Genomic DNA, 17,868 nt, shown 5'->3' with positions numbered 1-17,868 from the left:
CATTGGACTCGTAAATTCTACGGGTGTTCGGTGAACTGGGTGGCACCGGATTGTGCCTAGGACAATCGTGTGATGGGGGAGAGATGACACAACCTTACGATTTCAGTCGACCGGTCGAACTACGCTGCGCGCTTGACGCGGGCAAGACCGTCACGAGGCTCATCCCGGTACTGATCGTGCAGGCCTTCGCGATCTGGTTGCTGGTGGCGTTGGTGCTGGGTGTGATGTTCCCGCATGTCGCAGCGATATCGCTGGTCGGTGGCATTGTTGTGGCGGCGGGCTACTGCATTCCCCGCTACTTCCGCAAGCGTGTCGAGCTGCGAAGGACCTATGGCGAGCAACAGCGGCTGATCCTGCATCCGAACGGGTTGCAAAAGTTTGACGAAGCGGTGGTCATCGACATGCCCTGGGCGCAGATCAGCCGATTCGAGTACCGCAACTCGTCGCTGCCGCCGGCGCGACGCCCCAGCCTGGTCGGAAATCCGCTGAGACCTGCGGCATCGGCAGCGTTGCAACACTCACACACCGTGATGGGTTGGGGAATCGTCGGGTTCGGCACCCTCACACCCCTACCGGGCGCATCGGCCCAGAGGCTCGACCTGCTCGATCAACTCGGCCAGTCGAATCTCCGCAATGGCGAACCGCACCAATCGCCGAACTGCCTCATCTTCCCCGCCGAGTTCGAGCCGAGCTGGACGTCAGGTGTCGTCGGTGCCTGGCTTCGGCACTACCGTCCCGACCTGGAGCTACCGGCACTCTGACGGGCGGTGCGGCGCTGTGCGGGCCGTTTGATGACGGCCAGGGCAATCGCCGCCGCTGCGATGCATAAACCCACCACGCCCAGCACGATATTGCGCGCGAAGACACTGGCTGGGTCTGGATGCGTCGGACCCTCGATCGGATGTCCGGTTTCCGGATTCGGCAGCGTATCGGCTGCCGGGAGTTGATAGCTGAGGGCCGCGACGGGATCGATGACGCCGTATCCGGTGGCCAGGTTGGGCCCGGCCTCCGGTGTGCGGGCAGTGCGCTTGATGCGGTCCATCACCTCGCCGGCCGACATCCACGGAAACCGGGAGCGAACCAGTGCGACGACACCAGAGACGAACGGCGTGGCGAAGCTGGTCCCGTTGATCGGGGCCAGGCCCTTGTCGCCTTGGAAGGCGTTGATCAGTCCAGGTCCGTTCGGGCTGAGCGACGTGATCTTCTCGCCCGGCGCTGCCACGTCGACCCAGGGACCGCGAAGGCTGAAGTCGGCCGGCTCGGCTTCTGGGGTGACCGCCCCGACCGTCAGCACGTAATCCTGAAACCAGGCCGGGCTGGCGATCGTCTTCACGGTCTTCCACGCGTCTGCCAGCGGCAGGTTTGGATCCCGGATCTCGTTCTGGGTGCTGCACAAACCCTGTTTGTCGAAGTTGCCCGCAGCCGCCACCACCACGACGTTGCGTTCGAATGCGTAGCGCACCGCCCGTCCCAACTCCGCGTCGTCCATACCCGCTCCGACGGGCGCACAGGCCACCTCCGACAGATTGATCACCGTCGCCCCCATGTCCACAGCCCGCACGATCGCACGGGCGAGTGTTTGGGTGGTGCCGTAGCCGGCAGAAACGGCGTTCGGATCGTTCTGTGAATTCGAGCCCTTCACTTCGTAGACGGTGCTGTTCTGCCGGATCGAGAGAATGGCCGCTTCGGGCGCGACGCCGGCGAAGGAATCGTCGGGACTGGGCGCCGCGGCGATCAGCCCGGCAACCAACGTGCCGTGCGCATCGCAGTCCACCAAACCGTCCGAGGAGGACACCAAGTCGCCGCCACCTTCCAACTGCGGCAGACGCGGATGAGGTGACACCCCGGTGTCGATCACGGCGACCTTCTGCCCGGCGCCGCGGGAGAATTTCCAGGCGGCAGAGAAGTTCAGCATTGCGTCGGGACTCGGTTGCAGGCTGAAGTCGGAGTCGGGAAACACTGCGCCGACACCGCACAGCGCCTTCTGTTCGGTGGTATCCGGTGCGCCTCCGCCGCCGCCGGGTGGCGGGCCCGGGGGCACCACGGGAGGGTCGATGGCGTAGGCGCTCGGCGCCGCCCCCAACGCCGTGACGAGCAGGGCCGTGGTCACAGCCGCCGCCCAGCGTCTCATCAAAAGCCCAGCCTGCTGTAGATCCCGGTGACCCAGAGCACGAGCGGGATCAGCGCTGCCGTCGCCAGATACTCGAGATATGCCAGCGAAGTAGTGCGTCGAGGCGATCGCCGGCCGGGGGTTCTCCGGATGGCAACGACCGCGAATACCAGGCTGCCCAGTAGCAGCAGGCCGAATGCCACCAGCGGAATGGGCTGGGTGCCCTTCTGCGCTACGAAACCCGTGAACGTGGCGAGTGCCAGAGCGGCCAGGGCCAACGGGGCGCGCTCGGCCGGTGTGGCGGGGCGCCGGGTGTACAAGGCGATGGTCACGACGCACGTCACGTCGAACGTCAGTCCAGACCAGTGCACGGGGTTCTGGTCGCGCACCACTACTGCGGCGCCGACGGCCGCCGCGGCGGCAAAGCCTGTGTACAACGCGGATCGGGTCAACATCGCGGACCGCACGCGGTCCCATACGCCCTCTGCGGTCGGGGTCGAATCGCTGGGCTGCTCGGTGTCGGCGTCGGCTGCCGCGCGCGGCAGCGGCTCGAACGGATTCTCGAACATCGTTTCTTGGCGGTCAGGTTCGTCCGGCGCCTGCGGTGGTTTGAAACGATCCAGCGGCGCCGTGAGACGCGGGACGGTCAGACACGCCAGGATGGCGACCACGGCCAGCCCGCTGCCGACGAAATCCGTGCGTACGTCCAGTTGACGAATCACCAGTGCCAGGCCGGCGAGCAAGAAGAACACCCCGGCGGCCAGGTAGCCCCAGTGCCCCGTTCCGACGGTCCGGTAAAACCCGAACAGGAGGGCGATGACGGCGGCGCACCCCGCGGCCAGCCCGTAGCCACCCCACCCAGACGACACGGCATAGGCGACGCCTGAGGTGATCGGGATGGCCGCCCAACCGAGGGCCGCCCCGGCGGTCGGCTCCTGGTACGAACGGTGCGCCATGGCAGCCACGCCCACGAGCGCCAGCGCGGCGACGATCGACACGCCCGCCAGCGCGAACCGATGTTCTCTGAAGGAGGGGCTGACCAGGAAATACAGCAGGGCCAGCCCGACCAGTTGCACCCCGACGAACGCCATCCATTTGGCGGCGGCCGCATCCCAACCTGCGTAGGCGGCCCGGTTGAGACGCGCAGCCGCGTCGACAACATCGTCGTACAGCGTCGGCGTGGACAGGGCACGCTCAGAGGCGAGCTGCAGCAATGCGCCGTTGCTCACGCCGGCCTCGCGCAGTGTCGTGTCGGGCGTCAGCGGCTCGCCGGATTCGTTGCGGCTCAGTACCCAGAAATTGCGCTTGGCTTCCTTGGTCGAGCTGTCCTCCGACTGATCCTCGACGTCGCGCGATTGCACGAGCTTGACCAGTTCGGGCATCAGACTGGCGATCGGCGCATCGAGGGGCAGGGATACGTCGAGCTGCGTACGCCCACCGAGGACCGAGAGCCGTACCTGTTCAGGCGCGGCCGGCACGATCCGGACCTGGACGAGTTCGCGTACGCCGGTCACAGGTCAGGCATTCTGCAGAGCTGGATGACGTCGGACTTGATGGTCCGGGAGATCAGCATGCCGCGGCCCGGCGGCATCGGCTGCGGCTTATATCCGAACAGCGCGCCCTCGTCTTTGGTTCCGTTCATCACCAGCCCGTTGCAGGAGAGGTCTCTGAGCCTGCCGATGATCGGGTCCATGATCGCGCGTCCGGCGCCGCCGATGCGACGGGCGATGATCACCCGCAAGCCGATGTCGCGGGCCTGAGGCAGGTATTCGACCAGCGGCCCCAACGGGTGGTTCAGCGAACCACCCGGGATGAGGTCGTAATCGTCGATCAGTACGTAAAGATCCGGGCCGCTCCACCACGAGCGGTCTTTGAGCTGCTGCTGAGTGACGTCACTGGGTGGAAGGCGGTCCTTGAGGGATTCTGCGAGCGCCTTCATCAGATCTGCGCAGGATTGGGCGGCGGTCGCGTAGCCGCCCAGATACTCATTGTCGACGACACCGAGCATGGTACGACGGAAGTCGACCAGGATGATCTTGGCTTCGTCGGGTGTGGCTTGCTCCATCAAACTGGTCGCGATGTTGCGCAACAGCCCGGTCTTGCCGCATTCGGTGTCTCCGAACGTGACCATGTGCGGCTGAGTGTCGAAATCGAGCACCACCGGAGCCAATTCGGACTCACTGATGCCGATCGCCACCTTGGACTTGCCCAGCTTCCCGGCCCGACGCGCGGCTTCGACCACCTTGGTGCGGTCGAGCTCGTGGGGCAGCATCCGCAGTCGGGCTGCATGCCGGTCACCGTAGAACTGGCGGACCGCCTCACACGAATTCGCGACTCCGGTCGGCAGGTCTTCGACGTCGGAGCTCGAGTCCAGCCGTGGCAGCCCGATCAGGATGTGCAGCCGGTCCGGGCTCATGCCGCGGCCCGGCCGGCCCATCGGAACCAGCTCGGCGAACTTACGCCCCACGTCACTGTCGATCGGGTCACCCATCCGCAGCTCGATGCGCGTGCCCAGCATGTCCTTGACCGCCGGTCGGATCTCCATCCAGCGGGTCGCGCTGACTGCCAGGTGGATGCCGTAGGACAGACCCTGGATCGCGATGGCCTGCAACGCTCCCTCGAGGATGTCGAAATCGGCCTTGATGGTCGCCCAACCGTCGACCACCAGCACGACGTCACCGAACCGGTCCTGGCTCAACGGATCGCGTGCCCTGGCCTCGGGAGGTAACGCTGCCAATGCCGCCTTGCGCTGCCGGAAATCGCGCATCGACTCGATGCCCAGATCGCGGAATCTCAGCTCGCGCTCGCGCAGCAACCCGGTCACCTCGGCGACCGTGCGGCGGATCCGATCAGAATCCATTCGGCCGGCCACACTGCTGACGTGCGGCAGATTCGACAGGCTGCCCAGCGTGCCGCCGCCGAAATCCAGGCAGAAGAACTGCAGCTGTTCGGGAGTGTGGGTGGCCGCGGCCGCCATCATGATCGTGCGCAGGGCGGTCGATTTACCCGACTGGGGACCGCCGACGACGGCCACGTTGCCCCGCGCGCCGGATAGGTCGATGGTCAGCACGTCGCGGCGCTGATCGTAGGGCCGGTCGACCACTCCGATCGGCAACCACAGCCGGCCGTTGACGTTCTGCGGGTCGTTCCAGGTGGAGTCCGGTAGCAGATCGTTGACCGCGGGGCTTTCCTCCAGCGGCGGCAGCCAGACTTCATGGGCGGGACGACCGTGGCCGCGCAACCGGCTGACCACCATGTCCAGCAGGGTGATCTTGGTGGGCGAGGTGGATACGGGTTCTTGCACGCTGTCGGATTCGAGCGGGGCGACCGGCGCCACCGGCACCGGATCCTTCTTCACCGGGGTTGCGGTGAACAGTTTGGGTGCCAGCACTCCCAGCTGGGAAGTCCGGCCGGTGCGCGCCAAAACCCGGGGCTTGACGTACTCGCCGGACACGTAACAGGTGTTGAACCGGATGGGTTCGTCGGCGTCGCATTTCAAGAATGCCGAACCGGGCACGCTGGGCAGGTGGTACGCGTCGGGAACACCCAGCACGCTGCGGGACTCACCGGCGGAGAAGGTCTTCAGACCGATCCGGTAGGACAGGTGCGAGTCGAGCCCGCGCAGCTTGCCTTCCTCCAACCGCTGGCTGGCCAGCAGGAGGTGGATGTGCAGCGAGCGGCCCAGGCGGCCGATCATCACGAACAGTTCCGCGAAATCGGGCTTCTGCGACAGCAATTCGGAGAACTCGTCGACCACGATGAACAGAGCGGGCAGCGGGTCCAGGTCGGCGCCGTTGGCGCGGGCCCGTTCGTACTCGGTGACGTTGGGGAAATTGCCCGATGCGCGCAGTAGTTCCTGGCGGCGGTTCATCTCGCCGGCCAGTGCGTCGCGCATACGGTCGACCATCGTCAGCTCGTCTTCGAGGTTGGTGATGATCGCCGCGATGTGGGGCGCACCGTCAAGGCCGAGGAATGTCGCACCACCCTTGAAGTCGACCAGCACCAGGTTGAGCGCCTCGGGGGAGTGCGAGGTGATCATGGCCAGCACCAGGGTGCGCAGAAACTCGGACTTACCCGAACCGGTGGCACCGATGCACAGACCGTGCGGGCCCATGCCGTTCTCGGCGGCTTCCTTGATGTCGATTTCGAGCGGCTGGCCAGACGGGGTGAAACCGATGGGCACCCGCAGGCGTTCCCGTGGAGAGCGTTGCCGCCACACCACCTCGGGGACGATATCGGCGGCATCGGGGATCTTCAGCAGCGACATCAGGCCCGGATCGGTGGCTCTCGTCTCAGACTCCAGGCTCACGATGTGGGCTGCGTTGCCGGGACGGAAGCGGCCGAACCGGCGGGCGGTGACCTGGGCTTCGGCCAGAGTGAGACGGTCCGGGGTGGCGAATCGCTCGGTACCCGCCGCGGTCTTCGCGCCGATGTCGTCGTGCTCGATGACCAGGTGCAGGCCGCGCCGGGCGGCCATGCCGTCGGCCGGGCCGTTCAGATCGAGAACCGTGACGCTGTCCAGACCTGCGTCGGTGATCAGCCGCTCATCGCCGGTGACGTACCCGTCGTCGATCACGATCACCAACTGCTTGAGGCCCTGTGGCAACTGGGAATTGCGGTTGAACCGGCCGCGCTCGGCGAGATCGTTGGCCAGAGAACTCTCCAAGAGCTCCAGCGACGGATACAGCATGCGCATGGTTCCGCAGCCATCGCGTGCGGTCGGATGCTGCGCCTGCGGCAGCCACTTGACCCAGTTCCAATTCTCGTTGTCCGGGTTGGCAGTCACGATGGCCAGCTGAAGATGGTCGGGCCCGTGGAACGCGCACAACTCCAGGATCATCGACCGGACCAACTGTTGGGCGAGCTTGCGGTCGCCGTCGAAGGTGATCGTGGGGAAGGCTCGCAGCGAGACTGCCGTCGGCAGCGCGTGCACCACCGAATGGGTCTTGACGAAGCGGCGCAATGCAACAGTCGATACCGGCTCGAGATCCTCGGGAGGACCGGTCTCGGGGGCCAGCAGCCGAGTGGCCAGCCGGTGGGTACCGACGCCCACCCGCACATGGCAGAAATCCTGGTCGTTGGGCCTGCGCTCCCACATTCTGCGGGTTCCGGCGACCTCGCTGAGGGTGCGTGGGTCCGGGTGACTCCACTCGAGCGCTTTGCGCTGGGACTCGCCGGTGTCGTCGGAATCATCACGCAGGTTGGCGAGGTAGCTGAAGTAGTCCTTGCGTTCCTCGTTGAGTTCCGCGGCGGCTTTGCCCGATTTGCCGCCGCCGCCCATGAACATGCCGGCCATCGACATGATCATCATCATCGGGAAGATGAGGAACATCGGGTTGCGGGTGAGATCACGTCCGCCGACGGTGACCATCAGCGCGATCATTCCGACGACGGCAACGATCATCACGAACGGCATCAGCTTCGTCAGCAGATTGCCCGGAACGACCCGTGGCACCTCGGGCGGCGCTTGGAGGTTGACCTCCCCACCTGGCATCCGTGGCGGTGATACGCGCAGACGACGAACGAACCCCTGCGTGGCCAAGCTACCTCCCACCCCGATACTCGCCCGCTCAGGGTACGAGCGAACCTGGGTATTGTCACACCATCAGGTTCGCGAGCTGGGAGGCACTATCCGATGACGCTGCCGCCGTCGCTGTCGGAGTTGGATTCTGAATCCGAATCCGAGCAGGAGTTGAGCCGGATCGCGGTACTCGTGGGCGGAATGCTGCTGGATGTCGGATTGCCGACACACACCAGCATCGCTGCGGTGATCAACGACGTCATCGACCTGGCGAACGATCAAGTGCCGATACACAGCGGAACCGACGACGTCGAGTTCGACAACAGCGAAGGCAAATGGACCTTCGCGCGGCTCGGCGGTACGGCAATCGACCCGAATCGATCGCTGGCAGAGGCCGGCATCTACGACGGCGAGATGCTGGTGGTGCGGGAGGTGGGTGTTCCCGCCGCGCCGCTCTTGTTCGACGACGTCGAAATGGTCTCCCGCGAGGTTGACAATCGTCGTCAGTGGTTCACCGACAATGCTTGGATCGCAACGTGGTTCGGCCTGAGCGTCGGGCTGGGCGCCGTGGTGGCAGCGCTGCTGCCCAGGCAAACAGCGGTCTCGCTGCTGCCCGCGGTACCGGTCGCGGCGATCGCGACGCTGCTGGCCGGCATAGTGTGCGCCACCGTTGCCTGCGCGCTGCCGTACCGGACCGGTGACGGCAACAAGTCGGCCTGGCTCGGCGGCGTCGCACTGCCGCTGGTGTTCGGCGGTGCGCTGTACGTGATCCCGGGCGGTCACGGCGTCGCGGCACTGCCGATGGCGTTGGGTCTCACCGCGATCGTCGCCCTGTTGGTTCTGCTCATCTCCGGCCGCGGCCGGGCGTTGTACACCGCGGTCATCGCCGTGTCGGTGTTGTGCGCGCCCGCGGCCGTGGCCGCGATGTTGTTGCACCCCAATCCGAGATCGGTCGGAGCGATTCTGGCCACGGTCGCGGTGATCGTGGTCTATCTGGCGCCGCGGGCCACCATCATGTTGTCCAAGTTGCCGGTGCCACGGGTCCCCACCGCCGGGGAGCCTCTCGACGACATCGAGACCCAGGGCGGCACCACGGTGGAGGGCGTCAATGCCATCGGCAAGCAGGTCATCCCCACCGAGGAGGGAATGACCGAACGGGTCCGCCGCGCCAACGAGTACCTGAGCGGAATCATTGCCGCCGCAGCGATCGCGGCAACGATCGGCTGCTATCTGGCAGTCGACTTGAGCAACGAATTCTATTGGCAGGGAACGGCTTTCTCCATCGCCGTGGCCACGGTTCTGTGTCTTCGTGGACGCAGCCACCACGACCTGGTCCAGTCGGCCATGTTGATCGGCGGCGGGCTGGTCGTCGCATTGGCGATGATCGTCAAAACCGCTACCCACCTGGACGGGTGGCAGGTCAACGGGGCCGTGGCCGCTGTCGGGTTGCTGGTCCTGGTGGTACTGACGGGGCTGGTCGCGCCGCGGCTGGAGTTCTCGCCGGTGATGCGGCGGCGGGTGGAGCTCCTCGAGTACCTCGCCATCGGTCTGGTGTTTCCGTTGGCCTGCTGGATCATCGGGTTGTACGCGTTCTTCCGGGAATTGCGGATCTAGCCCGCTTATCGCCCGATCACCAGACGACGTCTTCCAATGCGTAGCCGTCAAGTAGGCCGTCGAACCATGCCGGGCGCCATTGCGATGAGCGTGAACCGAATTCGTTGATCAAGCGTTCCCGGTTCAGGACGAGACCCGCAGGTTCATCGGGAAACCAGGCCGGCCAGTGATCATAGGCACGCTCGATATGGAGACGACCGTCGCTCATCATGAGTCTGATGAACATCCACGAGCCATGGTGAGGATCGCGCTCGGACTCCCACAGCTTCATCAGCCGGGAGTAGATGGGTTCGAGCCGACCCCATTCCTTCTGCAATTCGTAGACGTCGTCGGCCGTCAGCGCCTCGGCGATCGTCGGGAACTCAGTGAAGACGTTCGATGACAGTTGAACGGAAGCACCGTCTGCCGCAGCTGTGACGTCGAACTCCGCGCCGTCCGGCACCATCGGCAGTATCGCCCCGACGACACTGCCGAGCACGCTCGACACCGGTAAAGGTGGCCGGGGCCTCTCTCGCGACGTCATCAACCAGTCCTTCACCTGGTCGAGGTGTTGCGTCTCAGTGAGTTTGCGCCGATTTCGTATCCCGGTGAAGGGGTCGGGATCCGGTTCACACGGCGGGACCGAACCCGCCATGACACCGCACGCGGCAAGCCACCGGGTTGCCGCATCGATATTGCTGCGCCCCTTGATTGCTGCTAAGGCCAGGAGTTGTGCTGGGGTGACGGAGTAGGCGTCGGCGCCCTCGAGCAGCTCTCGGAGCGGTGCATATTCGTCATAGAACGGTGCTGCGGCCGGTTCCGCAGAGAAATCCGCCCAACCGAGTTCCGGACCGGGATCCGAGACCGCGATGCCGTCCTTGGCCTGGATGGTCTCCGAGTACAAGGCGATCTCGTCTGACATCTCGGTGTCGAACTCGATAAACCCCTCTGTCACAAGTGAATCAAAGACACCGTCGATGCCGAGAAACGCGCCGAAGAGCCCTGCGTCAGGGGTATCCGCCACCACCGGCGCCCGATGGTGGTGGCCACCGTCCTGCCAGTGGACAAAGCTGACTTCGTCACGAATTACCTTCGGGGACAATACCTCGATGGGTAGCCACGCCGGCGCGTAGGCGAGCAGGTCGATGGGGGCGGGAACGTTCGACAGGATCGATGAGCATCCCTCAGAGTCACCGAACATCACCGCACGGTCACCGGAATAGCGCACGATCTCGAACCAGTCTTCGCTCCCGAACCCCACCAGCATGCGGCCACCGGTGAGCACACCGGCAGGACTGTGCGGATCCGAAATGTCACCGGAGTCGTCGTCCCACAGCGCATAAACGGCCTTCATCGCGGCAACACGTGCCCACAAGGTCAGCGGCGCCGGCAGCGGCGCATCCACAGGGTTATCCGTCAATTCCCCCCCAGAGCAACTGCCGATGTCACTTTGCGACGAACTCACCCCTTCGGCGGGTTCACCTTGAAACCGTCGGGATCGGCCGCCATCCCGTCGTGGGCGATGAGCGCGGCCTGCTGTGATAGCTCGGGCCCTGGTGGCAGCAAACTGATCACCGGCCACGGCGCGGACTGCGGAACCTCGTTGGGGCCATCGGGATCCTTGACACCGACCACGCCCAGTGCGGCGGAAGTCGGCAGGTCTTTGATGTGGTAGCGCACGCCGGTGTCGGCGATGTAGAAGAGCTGCCCCATGGCGCGGCTGTCGGGTTCGCCCCCGGTTGCCTGTACGTACTCGCCGCTGCCAGGTTTGAGATAGGCGTAATCGAGGCCCGGCCCTTTGCCGTCGGCGGTGGCGAGCCGCACCGGGAGCGCATCTTTGGGAAGCGGCAGGCGATGGCCTACCAGGAGCCGGGTGGTGGCCTCGGCCGCGGTGTTTCCGCGCTGCCACGACATGCACACCACTCGGTCCGGTTCGGTGCTGATGAATTCCGGTGCGGCAGTGGGGTAGTGATCGACGTGCAGAGTGTGCACGTTCGGGACGTCGCTGACTACGGCAGGTGAGACGGGTTCGGCTTCGGCAACCGACGGCGACATGTGGTCGCCGTAGCGGATGATGTCGGCCGTCGCCTCCGAAATCGGTTGGAGGCCGTCACGCAGGACTACGTACAGTTGTTCGCCGCGGGAATCGACCGACTTGACGATCGAACCGATCCGGTACTTCGCGGGAAGATAGCCGGTGGATTGGCCGACCCCGTCGATGGTGACCGGCACGATCGGGTCGACGAGCGGGAACGCATTGAGCAGCCCGGTGGACATCTCACGGACCTCGGCACCGTCCAACCGCAGCGCGCTGTGCAGGACGGGGTTCGTCGGGTCGATCGGTGCCCGCACGCCGTTGTAGATCAGGAAGGTGGTGTCGCCCGCCTGGGTCAACAGCATCTGGGACGGCGCGGCGGCACGAATGTCAGCGGTCAGCACGGGGTTGTTGGCCAACACCGTTGTTTCGACGGCGAAGGATCCGACGGTCTCGGTCACTTTCGGGGTCTGGGTGCTGTCACAGACGGTCCACGAGGACATGCCCATGTCGTCGCCCTGGTGGATGGCGGCAGGTGCACCAACCACCCCCACCATGGGACCTAACGGGACGGTGTTGAGGAACTTGTCGTCCACCTGTTTGGGCGGGTCGGCCTTACCTGCGATGAGACGCGCCGAGGCCAGGTTCAACGCTGGGTGCAACCGATCACCGATGCGTACGAACAGCGTGCCGTTCGATTTGCTGAGCATGATCGTGGAGTTGCCGAAGTTGGGCATCGGCTTGAAGAAGGCCAGCACACCGGCCGCCCCGGCGATCAGGATGGAAATCACGACGCCCACCAGAAGTGCCCGCATCTGGCCACGCATAGGGTCATGGATCATGCGCGAGTCTCCGCGAATCAACGCATGTTCCAAGCGTCGGATCAGGAACCGATACCCGTTGACCTGTGCGCGCGTGGTAACTTGCGCTGGCATAGCTGCCCCCCGTCAGCCTCTGTTTAATTGCTCCTACGCAGGTGAGGAGCAGTTAGCCCAAGGGCACGATCAGGGTACAGCACAGGTTGGTGAGCGGCTGACGCCGAAAGCAATCGCTCAGGGAACGAGGGGCCGGGGGCGTTGAAGGGTCGGAGGAGGGCTCAATCGGGCCGAGTGGACACGGCTGAGCCAGGGGAATTCACGGCGACAGCCGGCATTGCGCCGCAGCGGATACTGCCGCTACTCGACCTGCTGTTGGTCCAGTTGTTCATCGCCATCGGGCTGACCGTCGCGCTGCTGCTGCACCAGCCGGGCTGGTATGGGGCTGCCGCCGGTCTGGGCGTGGCGCTGTTGTTCGTCGTTCGGGTGCGCGGGAATACGCTGCCCCGCTGGGTCGCGGCCCGGTGGAGCTACTCCCGCCAACGGCGGCGCCGGGCCTCGCGCAAGGTCCGCTTGGAGCCGTTCGACGCCGAACTCGGCGACGGTACCCAGATCGGGTTCCACTGGGACGGCAAAACTCTGCTGTCGCTGGTGCGGATTCAGGAGAACCGGCAGGCGATGACGGTCATGGAGCCCGGTGTCACGGTGTCGGGCGACATGGTGTCGATCCAGATGGTGGCGGACTGCCTGCAGCAGTTCGATATCACCCTCGACTCCATCGACGTGATCAGCCAGGGCGCCCGTTCGCAGGGGCATGGGCACATCGCAGCCATCTACGACGCGGTGCTGGGTCCCCTTCCTGCGATCGCGCAGCGCAATGTCTGGGTGGCTGTCCGGTTCGACCCGACGTTGTGCCCGGATGCGGTGCGCAATCGGGGTGGTGGTCGGGAAGGCATCATCCGGACTGCGGCCACGGCCACCAGGCGGGTGGCCAACCGGCTCGCCGAAGCAGGCATGCGGCCTCAGATCATGACCGCCAGCGAGATCGCGTTGGCCACCAATCAACTGTCCGACGGCGTCGCGTTGCACGGTGTGGAAGAAACCTGGTTCACCTGCGAGGAGGGCCGCTTCCAGCTGCGGAGCTTCTCGGTGAAGCCATCGATGTTCACCACCGCCGGACTGGGTCTGCTGTGGACCATTCCCAGTTACTCGACCACGGTGTGTATCTCGTTGCGCCGCGACGACCGCAACGGCGGCATCAAGATTCGGGGCCTGGCCCGGTTCGACAGTCACGGGCGCACCCGGGTGCGGTTGCGCGGCGTGAGCCCCCTACGCGGCTACCAGTATTCGGCGCTGGTCTCCAGCCTGCCGCTGCCGCCGCCGCGACGGTTGATCGAAAGGTGGGCATCGGGCCCGGAGCACGTGCTGGCAGATCTGGCCATTCCGGTGTCGGGGTGCGGGCAGGTCATCGGTGCCGACGATCACGGCCGAGCCGTGGCGCTGCCGTTGTTCGGTCCGCAGATCGAGCGGGTCGAGATCTGCGGGACCCTGCACCTGGCCCAGCAAGCGGTGCTCCGGTCGCTGGCGCTGGGGGCGCGGGTACGCGTGCACACCCGCAGGCCCGCGGCCTGGCGAGACATGGTCGAGCAGGTTGGCGACCAGAACCTGTTGTGGGTCAGCGACTTCAACCGAGGTTCCATGCAGGCCGGCTCGGATCGCAATTACTCGGTGGAGATGTTCGACGGGGTCGCCGAACAAGGAGTCCGCGTCGGAGTCACCGCAATCGTGGTGAAACCACCGCATGCGCGGCCGTCACGCGGCGCAAACGTGGCGTTGCAGCTGATCGACGCCGACCGGGACGTGGTGCGCGTCGGGACCCGTTCGGGTGCGGCAGTCGTGACGATGGTGGCCACCGACGACGAGATGCGATACATCAAATCCTCGTTCGATTCCGCCGACTGACCTATTAGGTTGATTGCTGGGAGCGCGTCAAAGTCGATCGAACACACAGGGAGCGACCATGACCTATCCGAAGGGCTACCAGCCGCAATACGGCGGCGGATACGGTGCGCCCAACGACGCATACGGCGAGTATTCGTTCAGTACCGCGGCGGCGATGAACGATAATGCCCAGCGCGCCAATATCTTCTGGATGACCGTCGCAGTGCTCGGTGTGGTGACCTTCGGCGTCAGCTTCGGTGCGCCGACGCTCCCCGGCTGGGTCGTCTGGTTCAGCGTGCTGGCCGCGGCGATCACCGGGGTGGGCTGGATACCCGGGCAGGACCGGCACGGCTGGATTGTGGCCGCATTCGCGGTGACGGGTTTCCTCAGTGGTTTGAGCATGTGGATCAAGGCCGATGGATCCGGTTGGGCGATGGCCGTTGTCGTCGTGGTCAACGCCCTGCAGGCCATCGCGGCGGTGGCCGCCCTGGTGATGGAGGGCCGGGCCAAAGACAGTGCGCCCGACAGCGGGCCCGACTACGCCGCCTACACCCAGTACACCCAGGCCTATCAGGCCTACGCCATGCAATATCAGCAGCAGGCGCCACCGCAGACTGCCGCCGCCGGGCAGGGGATCGCGTACGGGCAGGGGCAGAGTGCGGCAACCGCTGACGCGCGGGGCACGGCCGGTACGCGCGGTCAGGCCGCCGACGCCGCCCAGGAGTCCTATGAGGCGCTGCGGGAGCGGTACGCACAGTACGGCGGCTATCCGCCAGCTCCACAACAGCGGGGATCGGCAGGCGCACCGGCTGCAGCCGCCGCCCCCGATCCCGGCATCCCGAGCTATGGACATGGCGGAGCCCAAAGTGCACCGCAGGCGGGTGCCCCCACCCAGAATTCGGGTGAAGCGTCGTCCAATTAGACGCTTGGGTGTTCGGCGAGAGCCTTCGGGCACCAGGCGACCTTTGACGCAGCGAGGGCTGGTCGGTAGGAGTTCCAGTCTCGGGTCTCTACCTTTCGATGCCGGACTGCCCGTACGTGCTCGATTTCGGGTCGGGGTTGATGCGGTCGATGATGACCGAGATGAGAGCGATGACGAAGATCAACACGATCAGCGCCACGATGAGTCCGACGATGCCCAGCGGGATCCACAGCCACCACTTTCGGCGGGCCGGCGGAGCCGGCGGCGGCGACCAAATCTTGGTGTGCGGATCACCGGCGCCGTAATAGGTTGCCCACCACTGCGAGTAGGCGCTGGCCTGCTCGGCCTGCTGCCGCAATGTCTTGCGGGCATTCGCATTGGCGCGCAGCGAGATCGGGTTCCGCAGCAGAGATCCGACGCTCCGCCAGCCGGTAGCCCAGTTGTGAAGCTGTGCCGCACTGATTGCTGCCGCACACTCCACATAGCTGCCCACCACGGTTCGTCGCTGGTTGAACCACACCAGCAGCAACCCGGTGTGCTTGGCAACGCGCACCTGGAATTGTGGCTCATCGGGAGGCCGAGGTGGCGGCGTGGACTCTGGTGCTCCCGGAGGAAGGCCTGAATATGCCTGGGGCTCAGGCGTATTCGACATCAGCTGAGGCTAACTGACCGGCTCGAGGCAGATCGTGCGTGCTGGCACGGGGAAGGTGTAACGAGTGTGTGCCGGGTCGCAGGGTCCGTCCGGGTCTGGGGTTTGGCTGACCACGCGAAATCGTGGCGCGAGCGACTGGCAATAAGGCGCGTGGTTGAAGTGCCCGTTGGTCTCCCAATAGCACTCTCCGGGAATCATGTTCAGCGCGAAGCACATCAAAATGGTTTTCGGTTTCGGATTGGTAAGCGTCTTCGCGTCGGTGCTGGTCACCGTGGCATACGCGGTGTCTTGATCGGGGGTCTTACCGTCTGGGCAACCCTTCTCGACCAGACCCTTGCCTGCCAGCTCGTAGGTGAGCTGGGTTTTGGGCATGCCACGGAGTAGACGTTGCCAGGCAGATCCTGAGCGACGTTCGCCGAGGGGATGCATTCGCCTACGTTGACACCGGCCAGGGGTTTGTCGCCGGGCGTTGGATACGGGTTTGTTGGGCTCTTTGTGGGGCTCTGACTAGGACCTCCACAGCCAGCCGCCAGCGCTGCGGCTGCGCCAAGACATGCCATTGCTTTCCACCCGACCATGAACAACTCCCCCTCGGACTTGCTGTCAGTTGCCTGGAATGTAGTTTGCCACGACGGGGAGTGGGTTGGGAGTGCGCGAGCGCGTCTAATCGTCCGTGCGCGGTCAGGTCAACGGCGCAAAGCCGCGATGTGGTCGCTGAGACCTGAGTTGGGTCACATTAGTCAGATCTGGGGGGCGACGTGCTGACCTAGGGTTTTATGTTGGTTTAGTGCACCTGTAAGGCACTAAATTGTGTCGGTAGGCTCACTGGATGGTCTGGATTCGACGAGTGCGTACCGCCTCGGGTGCCACCGCGGTGCAGATCGTCGAGTCGGTCGATGGCCGGCGCCGGATTGTTCGCCATATCGGCTCCGCCCGTGATGAAGCCGAGCTGGGCCTGCTGATGGAGCAGGCCCGTCAGCTGTTGGTCGATGACGGCCATCGTGAGCTGGATCTGGGAATCACCCCGAAGGCCGTCAAAACCGAGGTGGTGCCCCCGCCGACCGCGACCCTGTTCACCGATACCGCTGATGGGCAGAGTAGGGCGCGACTGGTCGCGATCCCGCGGGTGCTCAAGTCTTGCAGCGGAATGCTTTACGACGTGTTGGCCGGGGTCTATGCCGACCTGGGTTTTGACGCCGCGGTCGACGATCGTGTGTTCCCGGACTTGGTGATTGCGCGTGTGGTGGAACCGACCAGCCTGCTCGATGTCGACCGGATTCTGGCCGAACTCGGCCGCACCACGATCATCCCGATCGTGAAAGCCTTCCAAGACCGCCACCAGATCACCGACATGGTCGTCGTCGCGGACGCCGGGATGCTCTCAGCGACGAAACTGGGGGCCCTCGATGAGACCGGGTTGCGGTTCATCGTCGGCTCTCGGGTCACCAACGCCCCGGGTGATCTGGAATCGCATTTCCATTGGCACGGTGAGGTTTTCACCGATGGTCAGATCATTTACACCATCACCCCGCGTCATCAACGCGCCGCCGCGACCAAGACCAGCAACCCAAAAATCAAGGCCGAACCGGTCTGGAACCCCGCCGTGCACACCCGGTCGAGGCGGGCGGTGTGGGCGTACTCGACCAAACGAGCCGTCCGCGACAACAAGACCATCAACCTGCAGGAAGCCAAAGCCCGCGCCGTCGTCGACGGCGATAAAGCTGCTCGCACGCCACGATTCGTCACAACCTGTAACGGCGCACAACAACTCGATGCGGCATCACTGGCGCGGGCGGGGTCGCCTGGTCGGATTGAAAGGCTATGTCACCAACATCGACGCCGAGCTCATGCCCGCGGCCGAGGTCATCGCCAGCTATCACGACCTGTGGCATATCGAGCAGACCTTCCGCATGTCCAAGACTGACCTTGCCGCCCGGCCGATGTTCGCCCGCACCCGCGATGCCATCGAAGCGCACCTGACCATCGTGTTCACCGCGCTGGCCCTAAGCCGCGAAGTGCAGACCCGCACCGGCCTGTCGCTACGCCGGTTCCTGCGTACCCTCAAACCTCTACGCTCGGCCACCATCGACGTCAACGGCACCGTCACGACCTTCGCGCCCGCGGTAAACGCCGAGGTCGAAGCGATCCTCAACGCCCTCCGCACCGAAAACTCAAGGCACTAAGCCAAATGACCCAACTCATGTCCTGTGCCGGCGCGCACTGGCCGGCGGTGGCGGTGAGGGGACTGCGCGCCCAGTAAGGGCAGTGCGCGCAACCCT

At 65.1% G+C, this 17,868-nt stretch carries 11 protein-coding genes and 1 pseudogene; 5 read left to right on the top strand and 7 right to left on the bottom strand.

Going from position 1 to position 17,868, the window contains the following annotated elements; all coding sequences use genetic code 11:
• The first annotated feature begins 83 nt into the window (after window positions 1–83).
• A complete protein-coding gene (locus tag A5779_RS02705) occupies window positions 84–761 on the top strand; it encodes a hypothetical protein (RefSeq protein ID WP_064878690.1) in 678 nt (225 codons plus the stop codon).
• Here A5779_RS02705 and mycP read toward each other — a convergent pair.
• Genes mycP through eccCa form a run of 3 tightly spaced genes read right to left on the bottom strand, consistent with a single transcriptional unit; the run spans window position 728 to window position 7,652 of the window.
• Entirely contained in the window at window positions 728–2,131 is a 1,404-nt protein-coding gene (mycP, locus tag A5779_RS02700; RefSeq protein ID WP_064878688.1) for a type VII secretion-associated serine protease mycosin, read from the bottom strand. The genes A5779_RS02705 and mycP overlap by 34 nt on opposite strands.
• Complete coding sequence (gene eccD, locus A5779_RS02695; RefSeq protein WP_082941495.1) at window positions 2,131–3,624, bottom strand: type VII secretion integral membrane protein EccD; 1,494 nt, start codon at window positions 3,622–3,624, stop codon at window positions 2,131–2,133. Before eccD (A5779_RS02695) ends, mycP begins: the two co-directional genes overlap by 1 nt.
• The gene (eccCa, locus tag A5779_RS02690; protein ID WP_064878801.1) at window positions 3,621–7,652 is read right to left on the bottom strand and encodes a type VII secretion protein EccCa; all 4,032 of its coding nucleotides are present in this window, start codon (window positions 7,650–7,652) and stop codon (window positions 3,621–3,623) included. Before eccCa ends, eccD (A5779_RS02695) begins: the two co-directional genes overlap by 4 nt.
• Window positions 7,653–7,745: 93 nt before the next feature.
• Here eccCa and eccD (A5779_RS02685) point away from each other — a divergent pair, with 93 nt between their 5' ends.
• A complete protein-coding gene (gene eccD / locus A5779_RS02685; RefSeq protein WP_064878687.1) occupies window positions 7,746–9,245 on the top strand; it encodes a type VII secretion integral membrane protein EccD in 1,500 nt (499 codons plus the stop codon).
• A gap of 16 nt (window positions 9,246–9,261) precedes the next feature.
• Here eccD (A5779_RS02685) and A5779_RS02680 read toward each other — a convergent pair whose 3' ends face one another.
• The gene (locus A5779_RS02680; protein ID WP_064878686.1) at window positions 9,262–10,629 is read right to left on the bottom strand and encodes a hypothetical protein; all 1,368 of its coding nucleotides are present in this window, start codon (window positions 10,627–10,629) and stop codon (window positions 9,262–9,264) included.
• A 56-nt stretch (window positions 10,630–10,685) separates the two neighbouring features.
• A complete protein-coding gene (gene eccB / locus A5779_RS02675; protein ID WP_064878685.1) occupies window positions 10,686–12,194 on the bottom strand; it encodes a type VII secretion protein EccB in 1,509 nt (502 codons plus the stop codon).
• 174 nt (window positions 12,195–12,368) lie between these two features.
• Here eccB and eccE point away from each other — a divergent pair, with 174 nt between their 5' ends.
• Both eccE and A5779_RS02665 read left to right on the top strand, forming a co-directional pair.
• A complete protein-coding gene (eccE, locus tag A5779_RS02670; protein ID WP_236734626.1) occupies window positions 12,369–14,036 on the top strand; it encodes a type VII secretion protein EccE in 1,668 nt (555 codons plus the stop codon).
• A gap of 58 nt (window positions 14,037–14,094) precedes the next feature.
• Window positions 14,095–14,937, top strand: coding sequence for a DUF5336 domain-containing protein (locus tag A5779_RS02665; protein ID WP_064878681.1), 843 nt, complete (start codon window positions 14,095–14,097; stop codon window positions 14,935–14,937).
• 88 nt (window positions 14,938–15,025) lie between these two features.
• Here the strand turns inward: A5779_RS02665 and A5779_RS02660 are convergent, their stop codons facing one another.
• Window positions 15,026–15,490: a hypothetical protein gene (locus tag A5779_RS02660; protein WP_064878678.1), complete on the bottom strand. Its 465-nt coding sequence runs from the start codon at window positions 15,488–15,490 to the stop codon at window positions 15,026–15,028.
• A 108-nt stretch (window positions 15,491–15,598) separates the two neighbouring features.
• On the bottom strand, window positions 15,599–15,961 hold the full coding sequence (locus A5779_RS02655; protein ID WP_064878676.1) for a hypothetical protein: 363 nt from the start codon (window positions 15,959–15,961) through the stop codon (window positions 15,599–15,601).
• Between the two features lie 457 nt (window positions 15,962–16,418).
• On the opposite strand from A5779_RS02655, the pseudogene A5779_RS02650 reads away from it, so the two are divergent.
• Window positions 16,419–17,772: pseudogene (locus A5779_RS02650) on the top strand (IS1634 family transposase).
• Window positions 17,773–17,868: the final 96 nt, after the last annotated feature.

This window comes from Mycolicibacterium peregrinum, assembly GCF_001665625.1.
Lineage (GTDB): Bacteria > Actinomycetota > Actinomycetes > Mycobacteriales > Mycobacteriaceae > Mycobacterium > Mycobacterium peregrinum_B.
The sequence above is the reverse complement of the archived record's forward strand: the minus strand, read 5'-3'. Positions and strand labels throughout refer to the sequence as shown.

Coding starts and splice junctions, on each gene's coding strand:
- A5779_RS02705 (WP_064878690.1), top strand. CDS start 84: ATGACACAACCTTACGATTTCAGTCGACCGGTCGAACTACGCTGCGCG.
- mycP (WP_064878688.1), bottom strand. CDS start 2,131: ATGAGACGCTGGGCGGCGGCTGTGACCACGGCCCTGCTCGTCACGGCG.
- eccD (WP_064878687.1), top strand. CDS start 7,746: ATGACGCTGCCGCCGTCGCTGTCGGAGTTGGATTCTGAATCCGAATCC.
- eccB (WP_064878685.1), bottom strand. CDS start 12,194: ATGCCAGCGCAAGTTACCACGCGCGCACAGGTCAACGGGTATCGGTTC.
- A5779_RS02665 (WP_064878681.1), top strand. CDS start 14,095: ATGACCTATCCGAAGGGCTACCAGCCGCAATACGGCGGCGGATACGGT.
- A5779_RS02655 (WP_064878676.1), bottom strand. CDS start 15,961: ATGCCCAAAACCCAGCTCACCTACGAGCTGGCAGGCAAGGGTCTGGTC.